This window comes from Streptomyces sp. NPDC040589 (assembly GCF_055594445.1).
This window is the reverse complement of sequence record NZ_JBVIWP010000009.1, coordinates 315,167-332,217: the sequence shown is the minus strand read 5'-3', so window position 1 is coordinate 332,217 and position 17,051 is coordinate 315,167. Positions and strand designations below refer to the sequence as shown.

Annotated in this window: 14 protein-coding genes; 4 read left to right on the top strand and 10 right to left on the bottom strand. The window is 73.7% G+C overall.

The features are described from left to right. Window positions 1-49: 49 nt before the first annotated feature. The 6 genes from ACZ58V_RS33270 to ACZ58V_RS33245 form a co-directional block, all read right to left on the bottom strand. Window positions 50-691: a cutinase family protein gene (locus ACZ58V_RS33270; protein ID WP_471294751.1), complete on the bottom strand. Its 642-nt coding sequence runs from the start codon at window positions 689-691 to the stop codon at window positions 50-52. 149 nt (window positions 692-840) lie between these two features. Further along, window positions 841-2,058, bottom strand: coding sequence for a PucR family transcriptional regulator (locus tag ACZ58V_RS33265; RefSeq protein WP_471294749.1), 1,218 nt, complete (start codon window positions 2,056-2,058; stop codon window positions 841-843). A 122-nt stretch (window positions 2,059-2,180) separates the two neighbouring features. Beyond that, window positions 2,181-3,137 carry an alpha/beta hydrolase gene (locus ACZ58V_RS33260; RefSeq protein ID WP_468195943.1) on the bottom strand — a complete coding sequence of 319 codons (957 nt, stop codon included), beginning with the start codon at window positions 3,135-3,137 and terminating at the stop codon, window positions 2,181-2,183. Between the two features lie 22 nt (window positions 3,138-3,159). Beyond that, a complete protein-coding gene (locus tag ACZ58V_RS33255; protein ID WP_471294746.1) occupies window positions 3,160-7,152 on the bottom strand; it encodes a beta-ketoacyl synthase N-terminal-like domain-containing protein in 3,993 nt (1,330 codons plus the stop codon). Further along, entirely contained in the window at window positions 7,149-8,912 is a 1,764-nt protein-coding gene (locus ACZ58V_RS33250; RefSeq protein WP_471294744.1) for a fatty acyl-AMP ligase, read from the bottom strand. Before ACZ58V_RS33250 ends, ACZ58V_RS33255 begins: the two co-directional genes overlap by 4 nt. Window positions 8,913-8,964: 52 nt before the next feature. Further along, window positions 8,965-10,491 carry an acyl-CoA carboxylase subunit beta gene (locus ACZ58V_RS33245; protein ID WP_471294743.1) on the bottom strand — a complete coding sequence of 509 codons (1,527 nt, stop codon included), beginning with the start codon at window positions 10,489-10,491 and terminating at the stop codon, window positions 8,965-8,967. A 299-nt stretch (window positions 10,492-10,790) separates the two neighbouring features. Between ACZ58V_RS33245 and ACZ58V_RS33240 the strand changes: the two genes are divergently transcribed. After that, on the top strand, window positions 10,791-11,042 hold the full coding sequence (locus tag ACZ58V_RS33240; RefSeq protein WP_184586843.1) for a DUF5133 domain-containing protein: 252 nt from the start codon (window positions 10,791-10,793) through the stop codon (window positions 11,040-11,042). A gap of 44 nt (window positions 11,043-11,086) precedes the next feature. Here ACZ58V_RS33240 and ACZ58V_RS33235 read toward each other — a convergent pair whose 3' ends face one another. Next, a complete protein-coding gene (locus ACZ58V_RS33235; protein ID WP_468195933.1) occupies window positions 11,087-12,058 on the bottom strand; it encodes a GlxA family transcriptional regulator in 972 nt (323 codons plus the stop codon). 188 nt (window positions 12,059-12,246) lie between these two features. Here ACZ58V_RS33235 and ACZ58V_RS33230 point away from each other — a divergent pair, with 188 nt between their 5' ends. Further along, window positions 12,247-12,720 (top strand): hypothetical protein, encoded by a 474-nt coding sequence (locus ACZ58V_RS33230; RefSeq protein WP_468195931.1) that lies wholly within the window; start codon window positions 12,247-12,249, stop codon window positions 12,718-12,720. 141 nt (window positions 12,721-12,861) lie between these two features. Beyond that, window positions 12,862-13,065: a hypothetical protein gene (locus ACZ58V_RS33225; protein WP_468195929.1), complete on the top strand. Its 204-nt coding sequence runs from the start codon at window positions 12,862-12,864 to the stop codon at window positions 13,063-13,065. A 58-nt stretch (window positions 13,066-13,123) separates the two neighbouring features. Here the strand turns inward: ACZ58V_RS33225 and tgmB are convergent, their stop codons facing one another. From tgmB to ACZ58V_RS33210, 3 genes are all read right to left on the bottom strand, one after another. Further along, window positions 13,124-14,107, bottom strand: coding sequence for an ATP-grasp ribosomal peptide maturase (gene tgmB / locus ACZ58V_RS33220; RefSeq protein ID WP_468195926.1), 984 nt, complete (start codon window positions 14,105-14,107; stop codon window positions 13,124-13,126). A 16-nt stretch (window positions 14,108-14,123) separates the two neighbouring features. Beyond that, window positions 14,124-14,315: a putative ATP-grasp-modified RiPP gene (gene tgmA / locus ACZ58V_RS33215; RefSeq protein ID WP_184586832.1), complete on the bottom strand. Its 192-nt coding sequence runs from the start codon at window positions 14,313-14,315 to the stop codon at window positions 14,124-14,126. A gap of 131 nt (window positions 14,316-14,446) precedes the next feature. Further along, the gene (locus ACZ58V_RS33210; protein WP_468195924.1) at window positions 14,447-14,758 is read right to left on the bottom strand and encodes a YkvA family protein; all 312 of its coding nucleotides are present in this window, start codon (window positions 14,756-14,758) and stop codon (window positions 14,447-14,449) included. Window positions 14,759-15,923: 1,165 nt separating this feature from the next. Here ACZ58V_RS33210 and ACZ58V_RS33205 point away from each other — a divergent pair. Beyond that, on the top strand, window positions 15,924-17,051 hold the full coding sequence (locus ACZ58V_RS33205) for a hypothetical protein (RefSeq protein ID WP_471294740.1): 1,128 nt from the start codon (window positions 15,924-15,926) through the stop codon (window positions 17,049-17,051).

Sequence of the window (17,051 nt, the reverse complement as noted above, 5' to 3'; positions counted from 1 at the left end):
ACGGGGCCCGGGAGGGGATCCTCCCGGGCCCCTCGGTGTGCTGCCGGGACTAGAGCCTGCCCGCGGCGAACGTGGCGGCCGCGTCGGCGTTGTCGCGGTAGCTCAGATGCGCCCCGACATCACCCCCGCCGTTCTCGCAGACGGGGTCGCCCTTGGCGCAGAGGTCCAGGGTGCGGCTCTGGTAGGTGCCGGTGACGCTCTTGCCGAGGGCCCGGATCGGGTTGCCGAACAGCAGCACCGCGGAGACCCTCGGCTCGACCGCGGCGGGCAGCGTGGCCACGATGGGGCTGCCGACCACCGCGCCCGCGCTGCTGATGCCGATCGAGTTGTCCACGACGTTCGCGCCCTGCGAATAGCCGACGAGAACGAACTTCTGGTTCGGGCAGGCGGCGGCCTGGCTCTTCACATGGTTCACCAGGTCCAGATTGCCCTGCGCCGCCGACGTCGGAGAGAGGTCGGCGGGATAGTTCACCTTGTAGCTGGACAGGTTCTTGCCCGCTGCTTTCTTCTGCAGCGCGGAAAGCACCGGGTCGCCGACGATGAAGCCGAGCGTCCCGGGCTCGAAGGTGCCGCGTGCCGAGACGAGTTCCACGTCGGAGCAGGCCGCTGCCGAGGCCGGGGGAGCCGAGAGGGTGGCGAGCCCGGCCCCGCCGACCAGCGAGAGCGCGGCGAGACACAAACGGATACGCATGGGGGATCCTCCGCGTGTGAGGCGCGTGAAGCGCCTGCGAAAAAGGACGGCCCGAACGTATTCGCTTTCTCCCGCCGGGAGTTATGGACGGGATTATGGAATCCCCGCTGTTTTTTGTCGCCGATTGAGTACGCCGCTGAATGCGGGAGTCAGTTCTGCCGTGTGTGCAGGGATTCCGCGCGCAACGCGAGAATGAGATCGAGGCGGGTGCCCGGATCGTGCAGGGCGTCCCCGAAGAGCTTCTCCAGCTGGCGCAGGCGGTAGCGGACCGTCTGCGGGTGGATGTGCAGCCGCGCGGCCACGTCCGGCACGTTGCTGCCGCTGAGCAGCCAGGCCAGCAGCGTCTCGGCGAGCCGGTCGCGCTGCCCCGTCGAGACCGTGTCGAGCGGCGCCAGGACCCGTTCCTGGAGCCGCTCCAGCAGCGGCTCGTCGCCGTACAGCAGCAGGGTCGACAGATGGTCGGAGCAGCGCTCGACGCCCTGGCGGGGCAGGATGCCGCGCCCCATCAGCCCGAGCGCCCTGGTGGCCAGGCGCAGCGATCGCGCCGCCTCCGTGACCGCCACCGTCGGGCCGATCGCGGCGGGCCGGCCGCGCAGGGCGAGCGTGAACGCCCGGCCGAAGCGGCCGGAGCCGTCCGGGTCGGGCACCAGCATGCGCGGCGGCCGGGACTCCATGTCCACCAGAGCGCCCGCAGCCGCCAGCGGCCGGTCCTCCTCCCGCCGGTCCGGCGCCGCAGCGAGCGCCACCACGGCGACCGTCCGGGGCACCGGCCAGCGTGCGGCGTGCGCCAGGTCCTGCACGGCCTCCAGCGCCACCGGACCGTCCTCCAGCAGCAGGTCGAGCAGCCGCCTGCGGCGTCGCTCCAGTTCGTCGGTGCTGCGCAGCTGCGCCTCCGCGTAGCCGGCCGCGGCCGCCTGCGCGACCTCGTGCACCGTCCGGAACGCCAGCTCACCGAGCGCGGCGACGACGGTGGAGTCAAGTCCCAGTTCCTCCGCCGTGGAGCCCATCAGCCGCCAGGCGTGCAGCCCGCCCACCCGCAGCGCGGACTGCAACGCGTCCAGGCTGCGGCCCTCCAGGGCCTCGCCGCGCCCGAGTTCGTAGTACGTCGCCGCGATCGCGCCCCCGTCGTCGCGCGGGTCGGCGATGTGGTCGACGAACAGGGTCAGCGCCTGCACCACCCCGGACCGCAGGTTCTTGCGGTACGTCCCGTCGGCGGGACGCGCGTACTCGGGAACCTGACGGCAGACCTCTTCCTCCACCAGGTCGGCGACGGAAGCCAGTTGGGCGCGCAGCAGCTCCGCGAGCTCGGGCGGCACCGACGGCGTGCCGGGGCGGTCCGGCACGCTGTGCGGGGTGGGCACAGCCATCACGGACACTCCTTTCGACCGGAAGCGGCTCACCCGCGGGCTGATGCCTGTGGGACGAGTGGGAAGTCCAGTGTTGGACGGACGACCCCTCCGCTCCGTTCCGTGCCCCGACGGCACCCCCGTCACTCGGGCACGCCCAGTGCACGGGCGAGGATCGGCCACGAGGCTTTGAACTCCGGCTTCCAGTGGGCCCAGTCGTGTCCGCCTCCCCCGTAGAAGTGCGTGGTGGCCGGGACCCCCATGAGGGTCAGCGTGCGGGCGAATCCCTGGGCCGAGGGCCACAGGGCGCTCTCCAGCACGCCGGGCAGCGGATCCCCGCTGCCGCCGCCCACTCCGCTGCCCTGCGAGACGTACAGGGGAGTGCCGCGCAGCCCGGTGGCGCGGGCCCGCGGGTTGAAGTCCCGCCAGGTCAGGAGGTTGAGCACCGGATGACCCCACAGGGACGAAGCCGGCAGGTTCTCCCGGGCCACGATGGCGTCCATGATGGCGGGAACACCGGGGGCGGTGGTGTCGAGGATGCCGCTGTAGGAGGCCGCGGCCCTGAACGCGCCGGGGTGGCGGGCCGCGTGGGCCATCGCCCCGTAGCCGCCGGTGGAGACCCCGGCGACCGCCTGCACGCCGGAGGCCCGGTAGTCCCGGGCGAGCAGCGCCGGCACCTCCTTGACCTGGAAGGTCTCGTAGTCCGGGCCGCCCCGCCAGACGCTGGGTATGCCCGTGGGGCCCGCGTCCGGCATCGCCACGATCAGGTCGCGACCCGCGGTGAAGGCTTCGATGTCCGTCTCGCGGGTCCAGGACGTGTAGTCGTCGTGGGCGCCGTGCAGCAGGTACAGCACGGGATACTTCCGCTCCGGCCGCGTGCCGAAGTCCGACGGCAGGATCAGCCGGACGGGCGCGCTGCGGCCGAGCGCGGCGGAGGGCACGGACACGTCCAGCGTGCGCGGCCCGAGCCGGGTCGCCGCCCCGGCACGGGCCGTGCCGCTCGCGGCCCCGAACAGGACGGCGAGGCCGGCGGCGGCCGTCGCTCTGGCGACGGTGCGCCGGGACACTCCGGCGGCGGGCTTCGGCGACAGATCGGACATGGCGGCTCCTCGGGTTCAGGTATCAGGGGGCCCGCTCGGCGAGCACCCGGCTCAGGTGGGCGGCGATCTCGTCGACGTGCGGCGCGTCGAGCAACGACAGATGGTGACCGGGCACCGGCACGACCTCCAGGCGCGGGCACACCTCGTCCCAGCCCAGCGCCTCGTCGTCCCGCTCGTACGCCGGGTCGCGCACGGTGTGCGGCGCGGGCTCGGTGGCCCGGTAGAGAACCACCGGCCCGTCGTGGTCCCCCGGCCGGTGCGACTCCCCGATGCCCAGGTCCAGGTAGGAGGCCCGCTGGTGCTCCAGCGCGGCGGGCGGCACGTCGGCGGCCTCGCGCAGCGCCCGCAGCACGGTGTCGATACGGGCCTCGTCGTCGTCCAGGGCCACCAGGTCGTCGTACGGCAACTCCAGCCGCACGCCGTAGCTGCCGGCGACGTGGCGGGCGAAGCCCTCGAAATGCGCCCGGATCCGATCAGCCCGCGTCAGTCCCGGCCGGGGGAGCGGGCGTACGGAGTCGATGAGCACGACCAGCCGCACCTCCCGCCCCGCGGAGGTCAGCTGCCGCGCGGTCTCCTGGGCGACGAAGCCACCGAAGGACCAGCCGCCCAGCACGCAGGGCCCGTCGGGGTGAGCGGCGTTGATCGCCTCGGCGTAGCGCCGCGCCTTCTCCGGCACGGTCCGGGCCTCCTCGATCCGCTCCAGCCCGTACACCGGCCGGTCGTCCCCGAGCCGTTCGGCGAGCGTGCGGTAGACGGTGACCGGGCCGCCCGCGGCATGGACGAGGAACAGCGGGGGCCGGGAACCGGTGGCACGCAGCGGGCGCAGCGGGGTGTCCTCGCGGGGCAGGGCCTGCCGGATCCGGGCGGCGGCGTCCTCGACGGTGACGGCGGAGAACAGGTCGCGCAGGGGCAGCGCGATGCCGAACTCGCGCTCCACCGCGGTACGGACCCGTACGGCCATCAGCGAGTCCAGGCCCAGGTCGGCCAGGGCGGTGCCCGGGGTGACCCGGGCGGGCGGGTGGCCGGTGACGGCGGCGATGTGCTGGGTCAGCCGCGCCAGGACCGAAGTGGGCTCCGCGACTTCGGCCTGCGGCTCCTCCGTGACCGGCTCGGTGTGGGCCCTGCCGTCCGTCCACCAGTGCCGTACGTGCCGCCACCGGGGCAGGGGCAGGTCGACGACCCGGCCGGGCGGCATGGGAAGCCGTTGGCCCGCGACGTACAGGGCGCCGAGCTGCCCCGCGAACGCCTCCGAACCGTCGGCGTCCCGGCGCAGGGTGGCCAGGGCGAGGGCGCCGGGAACGGTGTCGGCGACGGCCCCCGTCAGGACCGGGTGGGGCGAGATCTCGAGGAACGCCGTGTGGCCGTCGGCCGCTGCCGAGGCGAGCGCCCGGTCCAGACGCACGGGCCGACGCAGGTTGGCCGCCCAGTGGTCCGCGCCGAACCCGCAGTCGCCGCGCGGATCGTCGAGGACGGTGGAGTAGACGGGGACACGCGGCTGCCGCCCCCGGATACCGGCCAGTGCGTCGACGAGCTCCCGCAGCAGCGGGTCCACCTGGGGCGAGTGCCCGGCACCGACGACCCGCATGGTCCGCGCCGCCCGGCCCTGCCCCTCCAGCCGGCGTACGAGCCCGGCCACCGCCGCTTCCTCTCCCGTGACGACCTTCTGCCGAGGGGAGGAGTGCACCGCGACGTGCACACCCGGGAAGTCCCGCTCCAGGGACTCCAGTTCGGCGTCGTCCAGGTCCACCACGGCCATCGCGCCACCGCTCAGCCCGCTCAGCAGCCGGGCCCGCACGGCGATGACCCGCGCCCCGTCCGCCACGTCCAGCGCGCCCGCGCACACGGCCGCCGCCACCTCGCCCATGGAGTGGCCGATCACCGCGGCGGGCTCCACCCCGTACGAACGCCACAGCTCGGCGAGCGCCAACTGCAGCCCGAACAGGACGGGTTGGGCGACCTCCAGCCGGTCGAGACCGGCACCGGACGACAGGTGGTCGTACAGGGACAGGCCGCACTCCGGGGCGAGGTGCGGGTCGAGTTTCTCGACGGCGGCGGCGAACGCGGGTTCCTCGGCCAGCAGCCGGCGCCCCATGCCGGGCCACTGGCTGCCGTAGCCGGAGAAGACCCACACCGTGCCGTGCCCGACGCGGTCGCCATCACCGGTCACCACCCGGGCGTCCGGGTGCCCTGCCGCCAACGCCCCCAGCACATCGGCCAGTTCGGCACGGTCCCGGGCGGCCACGGCGGCCCGTACGGGACCCCGGCCGGTGCGCCCCGCCAGGGTCCGGGCCACGTCGGCGGGGTGCGCGGCGCTTTGGCGCAGCCAGTCGGCCAGTCTGCCCGCCGTGTCGCCGAGGCGCTCGGCGTCGAGGTCGGAGAGGAGGTGCAGGCGGGCCGTGGGTTCCTCGGCCGGCCGGGCGGGGACCAGGCCGGGCGGCCCCTCCTCCAGCACCACATGCGCGTTGGTGCCGCCGAAGCCGAACCCGGAGACCCCCGCGACAGCGGTGCCGCCGTAGCGCGGCCAGGGCTCCGGCTCGGTCACCACCCGCAGCCGGTCGTCGGTGAGGGAGCTGCCCTCCGCGCAGTGCAGGGACGGCGGGATGCTGTCGTGGTGCAGGGCCAGCACGGTCTTCACCAGGCCCGCGATGCCCGCGGCCGACTCCAGATGACCGAGGTTGCCCTTGACGGAACCCAGCAGCAGCGGCTGGTCCGGGTCACGGCCGGCGCCGAGCACCGCGCCGAGCGAGCCCGCCTCGATCGGGTCGCCCAACGGGGTGCCGGTGCCGTGTGCCTCGACGTAGTCGACGTGCGCCGTGGCGAGCCCCGCCCGTGTGTACGCGCTCCGCAGCAACGCCTGCTGAGCGGCCGGGTTGGGTGCCATGAGTCCGTTGGAGCGGCCGTCGGAGTTGACGGCGGTGGCGCGGACGACGGCCAGGACGCGGTCGCCGTCCCGCTCGGCGTCGGACAGCCGCTTGAGGATCACGGCCGCGCAGCCCTCGCCGCGCCCGATGCCGTCCGCCGACGCCGAGAACGGCTTGCACCGCCCGTCCGGCGCGAGGGCCCCCGCTCGCCGGAAGGCGACCGAGACGGCCGGAGACAGCAGCAGGTTGACCCCGGCGGCGATCGCCGTGTCGCTCTCGCCCGTGCGCAGGCTGACACACGCGTGGTGCACGGCGACCAGCGAGGACGAACAGGCCGTGTCGACGGCCATGCTCGGCCCCCGGGTGTCCAGGACGTAGGAGAGCCGCCCGGCGGCGACGCTCAGGGCGCCCCCGGCCGGCGCCCAGGGATCGACGGCGGCCGGGTCGGCGCCCGTGAGCTGCCCGTACTCAGGGGCGGAGACCCCGACGAACACGCCCGTGGCGGTACCCGCCAGGGACCCGGCCGGTACGGCGGCGTGGTCGAGCGCCTCCTGCACGACCTCCAGCAGGATCCGCTGCTGCGGGTCCATCACCGCGGCCTCGCGCGGGGTGATCCGGAAGAAGTCCGCGTCGAACCCGGCGATGTCGTCGAGATACCCGCCGTACGGATGCGCGTCCGCGGGCGGGAAGGCGGTGAAGTCGCGCCAGCGGTCCTCCGGGACGCGCCGGATCGCGTCGACGCCCTCGCTGAGCAGCCGCCAGTAGCCGTCCGGGCCGTGCACCCCGCCGGGCAGCCGGCAGCCGATCCCGACGACCGCGACCGGCTCGGCCGTACCACTCGGCGCTCCGGCTCGCGCGCCCGTCGCCGCGCCGGATTCCGGGGCTTGCGAGGATCCCGGGGCTTGTGGGGATCCCGCGCCGCACAGCCGCGCCACCAGCGCCTCTCCGGTCGGCGTCTCCCACAGCAGGGTCGTCGGCAGTTCCTGACCCGTGGCCCGGGACAGCTCACCGGCCAGGGCGACCGCGTCCCGTGACGACATGCCGAGGTCGGCCAGAGGCCGGTCCATCGGGACGGCGTCGGGGGACGTGCCGCACCAGGCGGCCACCCGCTCGGCGATGAGCCGGCGCAGCGCGCCCTCGTCGACGGGCCTCATTGCGCGGCACCCGCCGTCGCCGCCCGGGCCCGGCCGCCGTACGCGCCCTCCAGATACCGGGTCCGGGTCAGCGCCCGCGACACCTTCCCGCTGGAGGTACGCGGCACCGTGCCCGGCGGCACCAGGAGCACGTCGGCGAGCCGCAGCCCGTGCCGGGCGGAGACGGCACCGCGCACGGCACGCACCACGGCCGGCACGTCCAGCTCGGTGAGGCGCGCGGTCCGCGCGTGCTCCGCCACGACCACCACCCCCTCACCGGCGCCGCCCGGCACGGCGAACGCCGCCAGCCGGTCCCGGCGCACGGCCGGGTCCGCGTCCTGGGCCGTCGCCTCGACGTCCTGCGGATAGTGGTTGCGGCCGTCCACGATGATCAGGTCCTTCAGCCGCCCCGTGACGACCAGCTGGCCCTCCAGCACCGTCCCCAGATCGCCGGTCCGCAGCCAGCGTCCCGGACCGGCCGCGGCGTCCGCGAACGCGGCGCCGAACACCTCCCGCGACTCCCGGTTCCAGTAGCCGCGTCCCACGTTCGGCCCCTGCACCCAGATCTCGCCGACCTCACCCTCCGACAACAGGGCCCGCGTCACCGGGTCGGCGACCCGGACCCGCTGGCCCGCCGGGGTGCCACAGCCCGCCAGCAGCACGGCCCGGGGGTCGTCCGGCCGCGCGGGCAGGGCCTTCCCGGCCGCCAGGGCGTCACGGTCGAGCGCGAACCGGGTGAGCGGCTCACCGGGCCGGGCCGCGCAGACGAACACGGTGGCCTCGGCCAGGCCGTACGACGGGCAGTGCGTCTCCGGCGCCAGGCCCTGGCCGGCGAACGCCGCGTGGAAGCGGTCGGCCGTGCCCGGGCGGACCGGCTCGCTGCCGTTGATCAGTGCGGTGACCCTGTCGAGCCGCAGCCCCTCCTTCTGCTCGGCGGTCACGGTCGCGACGCAGTAGTCGTAGGCGAAGTTGGGCGCGGCGCTCACCACGTTCGGATGCGCGGCGAGCAGCCGCAGCCAGCGCACCGGCTCGTGCAGGAACGCCGCCGGGGCCATGAGGACCGACAGGAGCCCGCGCGTCACCGGGGCCGCGATGCTCAGCACCAGTCCCATGTCGTGGTAGAGCGGCAGCCAGCCCACGCAGGTCAGCGGGCCGGCCTCGGCACCGTAGGCGGTCAGCGCCTGGCGGGCGTTGGCGACGACGTTGCCGTGGCTGATCTCCACGCCCGCCGGGGCGCGGGTCGAACCGGAGGTGTACTGGAGGTAGGCGGTCGCCTCGGCGTCCGGCGGGACGGGCCGCCAGTCGCGGGCGGCGTCGTCGGGCACCTGGTCCGCCAGGACGATCCGCGGCCCGTCGGAACCGAGGAAGTCCCGCACCTCGTCCTGGACCCGGCTCGTGGTCACGACCACCGTGGGACGGGCATCCGCCAGGACGCCCGCCAGCCGGTCCGCGTGCCCGGGCAGGTCCGGAGGATACAGCGGCACGGCGACCAGCCCCGCGGCCAGCGCCGCGAGGAAGGCGGTCACGTACTCCGTGCCCTGCGGACACAGCAGGGCGACCCGGTCCCCCGGCCCGGCCCGCTCGGCGAGGCGCGCGGCCAGCGCCCGCACCCGCACGTCCAGGCGACGCCAGGTCAGGGTGCGGTGGACGCCGCGCGAGTGTTGTGCAGGATGCTCGACGAAGGTGAACGCCCGGCGGTCCGGGGTGGTCTCGGCCCAGTGCCACAGGTACTCCGGCAGCGTCGGGCACGCGGGCGCGAGCGGGGGGCGGCGGCTGTCCATCAGGCGGGGCTCCTCACGGCGTGCATCGGCCTACGAGTCGAAAAGGGCGAGGTCAGAGCGGGATGTTGCCGTGCCGGCGTTCCGGCATCGGCGCGCGTTTGCCGCGCAGGGCGCGCAGCGCGCGGCAGACCTGCTCCCGGGTCTCGCGCGGCGCGATGACGGCGTCGACATAGCCGCGCTCGGCGGCGAGATACGGAGTGCCGTGGGTGCGCTCGTACGCCGCGAGAAGCCGGGCGCGCAGCGCCTCCGGGTCGTCGGACGCGGCGAGTTCGCGCCGGTGCAGCACGCCCACGGCCCCCTCGGCTCCCATGACGGCGATACGGGCGGTGGGCCAGGCGAGGTTGACGTCGGCGCCCAGATGCTTGGAGCCCATCACCGCGTATCCGCCGCCGTACGCCTTGCGCACCACCACCGTGACCTTGGGCACCGTCGCCTCGGCGTAGGCGTACAGCAGCTTCGCGCCGCGCCGGATGATCCCGGCCTGCTCCTGCCGTACCCCGGACAGGTATCCGGGCACATCGGCGAAGGTCAGCAGCGGGATGCCGAACGCGTCGCAGAACCGTACGAACCGCGCCGCCTTCTCCGACGCGTCGATGTCGAGGACGCCGGCGGCACACAGCGGCTGGTTGGCGACGACGCCCACCGAGCGGCCCTCGACCCGGGCCAGGGCACAGATGATGTTCGGCGCGAACAGCTCCTGCACCTGGAGCAGTTCGCCGTCGTCGACGACCGCGTGCAGGATGTCCCGCATGTCGTAGGCCTCACCGAGCCGGTCCGGGACGACCTCGTCGAGCCCGGCCCCGGGTGGAGCGTGCCCGGGTGCGTACTCCGGGGGCCGTTCCAGGTTGTTGGCCGGGAGGTACGACAGCAGGTCGCGCACCGTGTCGAGGGCGTCCTCCTCGTCGGCGGCGAGGAAGTGGGCGTTGCCGTTGACGGTGTTGCTGGTGCGGGCGCCGCCCAGCTCCTCGGCGGTGGTGCGCTCACCGGTGACCGTCTCGATGACGTCGGGGCCGGTGACGAACATGTGCGAGGCGCCGTCCACCATCACCGTGAAGTCGGTGATCGCCGGGGAGTAGGCGGCGCCGCCCGCGCACGGCCCCAGGACGACCGAGAGCTGCGGGATCACCCCGGACGCCTTGACGTTGCGGCGCACCAGCTCGGCGTAGAGGGCGAGGGCGGCGACACCCTCCTGGATGCGGGCGCCGCCGGAGTCGTTCAGGCCGATCACCGGGCAGCCGGTCTTCAGGGCGAGGTCCATCAGGGCGACGGTCTTCTCCCCGAAGGCCTCGCCCATGCTGCCGCCGAACACCGTCGAGTCCTGGGCGAACACGCACACCGGGCGGCCGTCGACCGTGCCGTACCCGGTGACCACCCCGTCGCCGTAGGGGCGGCGGGCGTCCTGCCCGGCGGGCCGGGCCCGCACGAACAGACCCGTCTCCGTGAAGGAGTCCTTGTCCACGAGCCGTTCGATCCGCTCCCGGGCCGAGAACTCCCCGCGCCTGCGCGGCCCGCCCGGGGCCACCGCCCGGTCCCGGCGTGATGCCAGGCCGGCGACGCGTTCCGCGGTGCTCCCGGGCACGTGCGTCGCCGTCTCCCCCGGACCGGATGCTGTCACCTCTGTGCTCACAACCACCTCCGAAGTGGTTCTCGAATATGGCAGTGAGGCGAGGGGGTGCCCGGCGGATCGCCGTTCTGTGTGGGGGAGTTGAGTCCTCCGGCGCGGAGATTCATCCCCGGGTGACAAGGGACCGCCGACTCGTCTGACAAGCGGTCAACAGGGCGATCAATTCTCGTCATTTCCACCCTGGGTGCGTAAAACATGTGAATGTTTCCGCGTGGTTCGGGCATACGCAGCGAAAACAGAGAGAGGGGCGCTACGTGCTCGTACCGGACCGGAAGGTCGTCAGGGAGTTGCTGACGCGGTACGCGTCGCTGAGGATCGCTCAGGCGGAGAGGCACGTGCCGACGGCGGCACGCGAGCTTGAGGACGTCAGCTACACGCTGTGCGTGATGATGGGGACGTCCGTCATTCACGACGCCATCGCCAAGGCGGACACCCTGCTGCTCACCAAGGGGCGGTCCGAGGCCGCGGAGGCGGACGGGGAGAACGGCTTGACGCTGGTCGGCTGACAACGTGTGAGACCCGGCGCACGGCCGGGTACCGCCCCGGTGGCCTATGGACGGGCCGCCGGGGCGTTCGTCTTCCCGTGGAACGCCGAGCGGTACGCGTACGGCGTGGTGCCCACCACCTTGCGGAACCGCTCCCGGAACGCCGTCGGCGAGCCGAACCCCGCCTGGCGCGCGATCCGTTCGACCGAGTGGTCCGTGTTCTCCAGCAGGTACTGGGCGCGCCGCACCCGCGCCCGCAGCAGCCACTGCAACGGCGTGGTGCCGGTCTGCTCGCGGAAGCGGCGGCTGAAGGTCCGCTCGCTCATCCCCGCGCGCGCCGCCAGGGTGCCCAGCGTCACCTCGTGCGCGAGATGGTCCTCGATCCACTCCAGCAGCGGCTCGAACGCCGACCCCCGGGGCACGGGCGGGTGCTCGTGCACGATGAACTGGGCCTGCCCGCCCTCCCGTTCCAGCGGCATCACCGACATCCGGGCGATGTTCGCCGCGACGGCCGACCCCAGATCCCGCCGGATCATGTGGAGGCACAGATCCAGCGCCGCCGCCGCGCCGGCCGAGGTGAGGATCTGACCGTTGTCGACGTACAGCACGTCCGGCTCCACCTCGACGTGCGGGAACCGCCGGGCCAGTTCGCCGGCGGCTACCCAGTGCGTGGTGGCACGCAGCCCGTCCAGCAGCCCGGCCTCCGCCAGCACGAAGGCGCCCACGCACACGGACGCGATCCGGGTACCGGACCCGGCCGCCCGCCGCAGCGCCGCCAGCACCCGGGCGGAGGGCGGCGCGGCGTCGGGGGAGCAGCCCGGCACGATGATGGTGTCGGCCTCCGCCAGCGCCTCGAGCCCCTGGTCGATGCGCAGGGTGAAACCGCCGTCCGCGCGCACCTCCGGCGTCTCGGCGCACAACCGGACCCGGTAGGCGGGCCGCCCGTCCGGCATATGGGTCCAGGCGAACGTCTGCTGGGGCGCCGCCATGTCGAACGGCACCACTCGGTCGAGAACCAGGATCGCCACGGAGTGCATGACCGTCACCCTAGGTGTGTTCCCGCCAGCGGTGTGACCCGGGGACGGAGCGGCCCGTGAGGCGAGGGCGCAGGTCGGACGAGTTGGCGAGAACCCGTGGGAAGCTGTCGTTCCAGCCCATGGGCGATCACGTCCCGGCTCCCTAACGTGAGCCCGGCATCGTTGATCGCGTCATGGAAAGAGTCCCGGTGACCAAGTTCCTGCTGTCCCTCCATGTGCTGGCCGCCATCGTCGCCATCGGTCCCGTGACCGTCGCGGCCAGCATGTTCCCGCCGGCGGCGCGCCGCGCGGCCGCCGCGCTCGGTGAGGCCCCCGACCCCTCGGCGGTCGGCACGGTCGCGCTGCTGCACCGCATCTGCCGCGTCTACTCCGGTGTCGGACTGACCGTCCCGGTCCTCGGGTTCGCCACCGGTGCCGCGATGGGCGTCCTGGGCAGCGGATGGCTCGTCACCTCCATCGCGCTGACCGCGGCCGCCGCCGGGGTCCTGGCCGCCTTCGTCCTGCCCCGCCAGGAGGAACTCCTCGACCGGCTGAAGGGCGAACAGGCCGTCGAACACCAGAACACCGTTCAGCTCGCCATGTTCACCGGCATCTTCAACCTCCTGTGGGCGACGGTCACCGTCCTCATGATCGTCCGGCCGGGCTCCACCACGGGAGCCTGAGAGCCCCGCCACTCCGCCTGGCACAGATGTCCGTTCTGCGTCAAGTCATCCCAGGGAATTCACACTCCGGGATGCCGGGCCGCCTAGACTCGTCAGTCTTGCCCCCGCACGGGGACGACGAGCAGAGAGGCACGTTGCCGGGTGTTCCAGGATTCCCCCATCTACGACCGACTCATCGCGGAGTGCGGCGATGTGCCCGCACAGGTTCGCCGCGAGGCCGAACGCGTGAGCAGGGAACTGGAGCTGGCCATGCGGCCCTACCAGTCCCCCGGCTACGACCGCCCGCAGGCCCCGGGCACGGGCTGGCAGCGCACGGCCATGCTCCCCGCCCCGCGGCAGCCGTGAGCCGGGAGGCCGTGGTCATGAGACGGCCCGGGGCCGGCGGGTGGCCGGGCCCCGGTGCTCAACGGACCGTCGTGCTCGAGCCGTTGACACGCGGCGACTCCTCGGGGATCGGGCGGGCCAGCCACTCGGCGATGGTGCGCGCGATCGGCTGACCCGTCTCCACCTCGACGAACCCGAACTGCCCCGACTGGTTGCACTCCAGGAACCACCAGGTCCCGTCCGCGTCCTCGACGAAGTCGAACGCGCCGTAGGCCAGTTCGGCCCCACGCATGTAGGCCTGGACGCCCGCCGCGACGCACGACGGCACATCGGTGGGGCGCCACGGCGAGCCGGGCGCGGCGAAGCGCACGTCGACGTCGTCCGGGTCCGCGTCCGCGGCGGTCGCCTTGCGGGCGGCCGTCATCTGCTCGCCCACGACGGTGAGACGGATGTCGGCCCGCTTGGCGACCCGCCGCTGCAGCAGCGTCGGCCCGAACGCGACGGCGGAGAAGTCCGTGTCCGGCGCGACCCGGCTGGTCGGCACCGCCCGGGGCGGGTCCTGCGGATGCGCGCCCGACACCGGCTTGACCACCAGGTCCGGGTAGCGCTCGGCGAACTCGCGGGCGGCGCGCGGGAAGGTCGTGATCAGCGTCGCCGGCACGGGCAGGCCGCACCGCTGGGCGAGACGCAGCTGCCACGGCTTGTGCCGGGCCCGGCGGGCCGCGTCGGGGTGGTTCATCCAGCGCGCGTCCGAGCCCCGCAGCATGCCGTAGAGCGCCTGAGCGGCCTCCTCGGTCAGCCACGCGGACGGCTGGGCCGCCCGCCCGGCCGGAGTGCCGGGCCGGCGCACCCAGACCGAGCGCAGTCCCCCGATGCTCACCAGCCGCCCCCCGGCGGACAGATGGCCACGGAAACGGCCGTGCACGAACTCGCCGGACAGCGCGACACCGCCGGTCAGGTCGGCGGGGTCGACGCGGACCACCGGAACCCCCGTCGCGTTCAGGTGCACGACCACCATGTCCGCGGTCACGTCCTCCTCACAGGTGAGGATCAGTACGGTCATCTTCGGCGGCCCGTGGTCAGTCGTCGAAGTGGGTCTTGGAGCCTGCGGTGGACGTCGTGGTGCCCACCTCTCTCAACAGGCCGAAGTCGCTGGCCGCGATTCGGCCGTCGAGGAGCACGTTCAACTGCAGTCCGGTGTCGTACACATACGGAATAGCAGCTTCCAACTCCACTGCCGGGCGCGCGTAGTTGAGCGCGAACGGTTGCATCGTCTCTCCCTCGTCGGTACTGCGCCGACCAAGCGTTGGTCATTGGGCGCGGCCCCCCGGCCGCTCGCTTGTTTCGGCTTCCAGAGACTTATACGAATCGAACGGGTGGTTGGTTTCCTTACTCTCCGTAGTTATTGGGCCGGTTCGTGGTCAGCCCGGCGTGTCGTCCTGCGATCCCGCTCGCCGAGGGAGCCACGGACGGTGCGCAGAGCGAGCAGCAGGACGCCGATGTCGTCCAGGTACACCGGGTCGGGCAGCAGGTCGGCAGGCAGGACGAAATAGAGAACCGCGCCCCAGAAGACCCAGCGCGGCCCCGTGGGCAGGCCCGCGCTCCGTAGATCGCGCCGGGTCCGGACCAGTCTCACGAAGACGCGGACGGCGAGGACGAGGACGAGGGCCGCGAGAATCGCGGCCAGGGTGATCACCGTTGCGGTCGTATCCACGGGTTGCCCTCCTCCTGGCGTGCCGCGACACGGGGTGTCCCTACCTGGATTCCCGTTTCCGGCGGCTGTATTGCGGCCGGGGCCCGACATGTCGGCGAGTCGGAGGATTTTCCCGTGCGGGTGGTCATCCCGGTGGCTCACACGAGTGGCACGGGGTGAAGGGGGCGCCTAGTAATGGTCAGCGTAACGTCGCTCGTCACACGACGGGGGGCGCAGGAGCGGCCGCACTCTTCCCACGGAGGCGAGTATGACCACCTGCTCTTCATCACCCCGCTCGAACGAATCCGCCATAACCGGCGAGTCGAACGGGTCCGCCCAGCCGTCCGCCGACACCACCGTTGCCACCGGCACGTACCAGGTGGAGCAGACGAGCACACAGCCCGCCGCCCCTTCGCACGAGACGTACCGTGCGGGCACGGAGCCTCCCGCCGCCTCTCACCAGGCGGGCCCGCCGGGCACGGAACCGGCCGCCACTGGTGGAGACGGGGCGGACCAGGTGTCGGCGCCGCCGCCTGCGTCTGGCGTGGACGAGGTGGCCCCGTCGTCTGCCGGGCCTGCGGCCCCTGTCGTAAACGGGACGCATCCGGCGCGACCGGCTGTCTCCGGTGCGGACGAGGCCGCCCGCGTTCTGGACCCGGCGCACCAGGAGTCCGTGCGGTCCGCCGCCCCTGACTCGGCCGAGGCGGCTGTGGTCTTCGACCGGTCGGCCGCCCCCGGTTCGGGCAGGGCGCCCGAGCGGTCTGCCACCCACGGCCCCGACCGGGCGGACCCGGAGTCCGTGCGGTCCGGCGACCCTGTCTTTGCCTCGGACGACGCGGCTGTGGCCTTCACTGGGTCCGCTGTCCCTGGTTCGGGCACGGTGACCAACGGGTCTGCCGCGCGCGGCCCTGATCGGGCGGGCCCGGAGCCCGCGCGGTCGGCCGCGCCCGGCACGGACGTCGCGGACCGGCCGTCGGCTGCGCCCGCGGCCTCCGGCGCGAACCAGGTGAGCCCGCCGCCCGCCGAGCCTGCCGCCTCAGGGCCGGACCAGGCGGATCGGCCGTTCGCCCCGCCTGCGAGCCCTCGCTCGAACCAGGTGAGCCCGCCGTCCGCCCAGCCCGCTGTCTCACGTCCCCACCAGGCGGACCGGCCCTCCGACGCGCCCGCGGGTCTCCGTAAGGACCACGTGGATGCGCCGCCCGCCCAACTCGCCGGCCCTGGCGCGGATCGGGCCGACGTGGTGGGCGAGGCGGAGCAGTCGGGTGTGCGGCCGTTCGTGATCCGATCGCTGGACGACAATCCGGTGGAACTGCGGCCCGGCACGGGCCCGGCTCCCGCGCCGTACGGTGACGCCGTCAGCGACCTGGTGCACGCCGCCGTGGCCGACCGGCCCCTGGAGGAGGTCGTCGCCCTCATCACCTCGCTGGAGAAGTCGCCCGACCATGCCGAGGCGATGGTCGACGCGCTCCGCACGGCCGGCGTGGAGCGGCGTGTGGAGGACGTGAGCAGGATGATCGCCCTGCTGACGAAGCCCCCGCGTGACGCCGACAGCGCGGACGAGGCGATCCGGGCCGCGGCCGCCCACCGGCCGGTGGAGGAAGTGACCCGGCTGGTCGTCCTGTTGCACAAAGAGCCGCAGATGCCCCACGTCCGCGAGGAGGCACTCCGCGCGGCCGCCACCGGCCGGTCCGTCGGGGAACTGGTCGAGCTGATCGACCGCCTCGGCCTGGAGCGGCTGGACCGCAACGGCCGTGTGCCGACCGGCCCCACGCGTCCCGAGGCCGAGACCACGCAGCCCCTGACGCCCGTCCGGCCGGCCAGGCGCCGCGAGATCCGCCGGACCCTCGACTCCTCACCGTCGGACCGCGACCGCGCGACGGAGCGGCTCACCAGGTCCATGGCGTGGTCGAGTTGGCTCACGGCTCTGGCCCTGGCCGTGTGCGCGGTGGCCCACTTCCCGTTGCAGCGCGGCGGAGCGTCCCTGGACCTGCACGCCATAGCCCTCGGCCTGTCCGTGCTGTGCACGGTGCTGGCGCTGCTGCTGGCCCTGCGGCCCGTCGTGCCGGTACTGGTCGGGGCGGTGGTGGTACCCACGGTGCTGGCCGGGGCCCAGGCGTACGGGAGTTCCTTCCCGTCGGCGTCCCTGACCCGGGCCGTGGACCTCGCGGTCGCCCCGCCTTGGTTCGCCGCCGGTGCCGCCGTGTGCACGGCGCTGCTGGCCCTGGTCGCGCTGGTCTTCCGCGCGGTGGCGCCCTTCGCGGGCGGACAGTGGTCGCCCCTGCCGGCGACCGAGGCACGCAGTATGGCGGAGTGA

Coding starts and splice junctions, on each gene's coding strand:
- ACZ58V_RS33270 (WP_471294751.1), bottom strand. CDS start 691: ATGCGTATCCGTTTGTGTCTCGCCGCGCTCTCGCTGGTCGGCGGGGCC.
- ACZ58V_RS33265 (WP_471294749.1), bottom strand. CDS start 2,058: ATGGCTGTGCCCACCCCGCACAGCGTGCCGGACCGCCCCGGCACGCCG.
- ACZ58V_RS33260 (WP_468195943.1), bottom strand. CDS start 3,137: ATGTCCGATCTGTCGCCGAAGCCCGCCGCCGGAGTGTCCCGGCGCACC.
- ACZ58V_RS33255 (WP_471294746.1), bottom strand. CDS start 7,152: ATGAGGCCCGTCGACGAGGGCGCGCTGCGCCGGCTCATCGCCGAGCGG.
- ACZ58V_RS33250 (WP_471294744.1), bottom strand. CDS start 8,912: ATGGACAGCCGCCGCCCCCCGCTCGCGCCCGCGTGCCCGACGCTGCCG.
- ACZ58V_RS33235 (WP_468195933.1), bottom strand. CDS start 12,058: ATGCACTCCGTGGCGATCCTGGTTCTCGACCGAGTGGTGCCGTTCGAC.
- tgmB (WP_468195926.1), bottom strand. CDS start 14,107: ATGACCGTACTGATCCTCACCTGTGAGGAGGACGTGACCGCGGACATG.
- tgmA (WP_184586832.1), bottom strand. CDS start 14,315: ATGCAACCGTTCGCGCTCAACTACGCGCGCCCGGCAGTGGAGTTGGAA.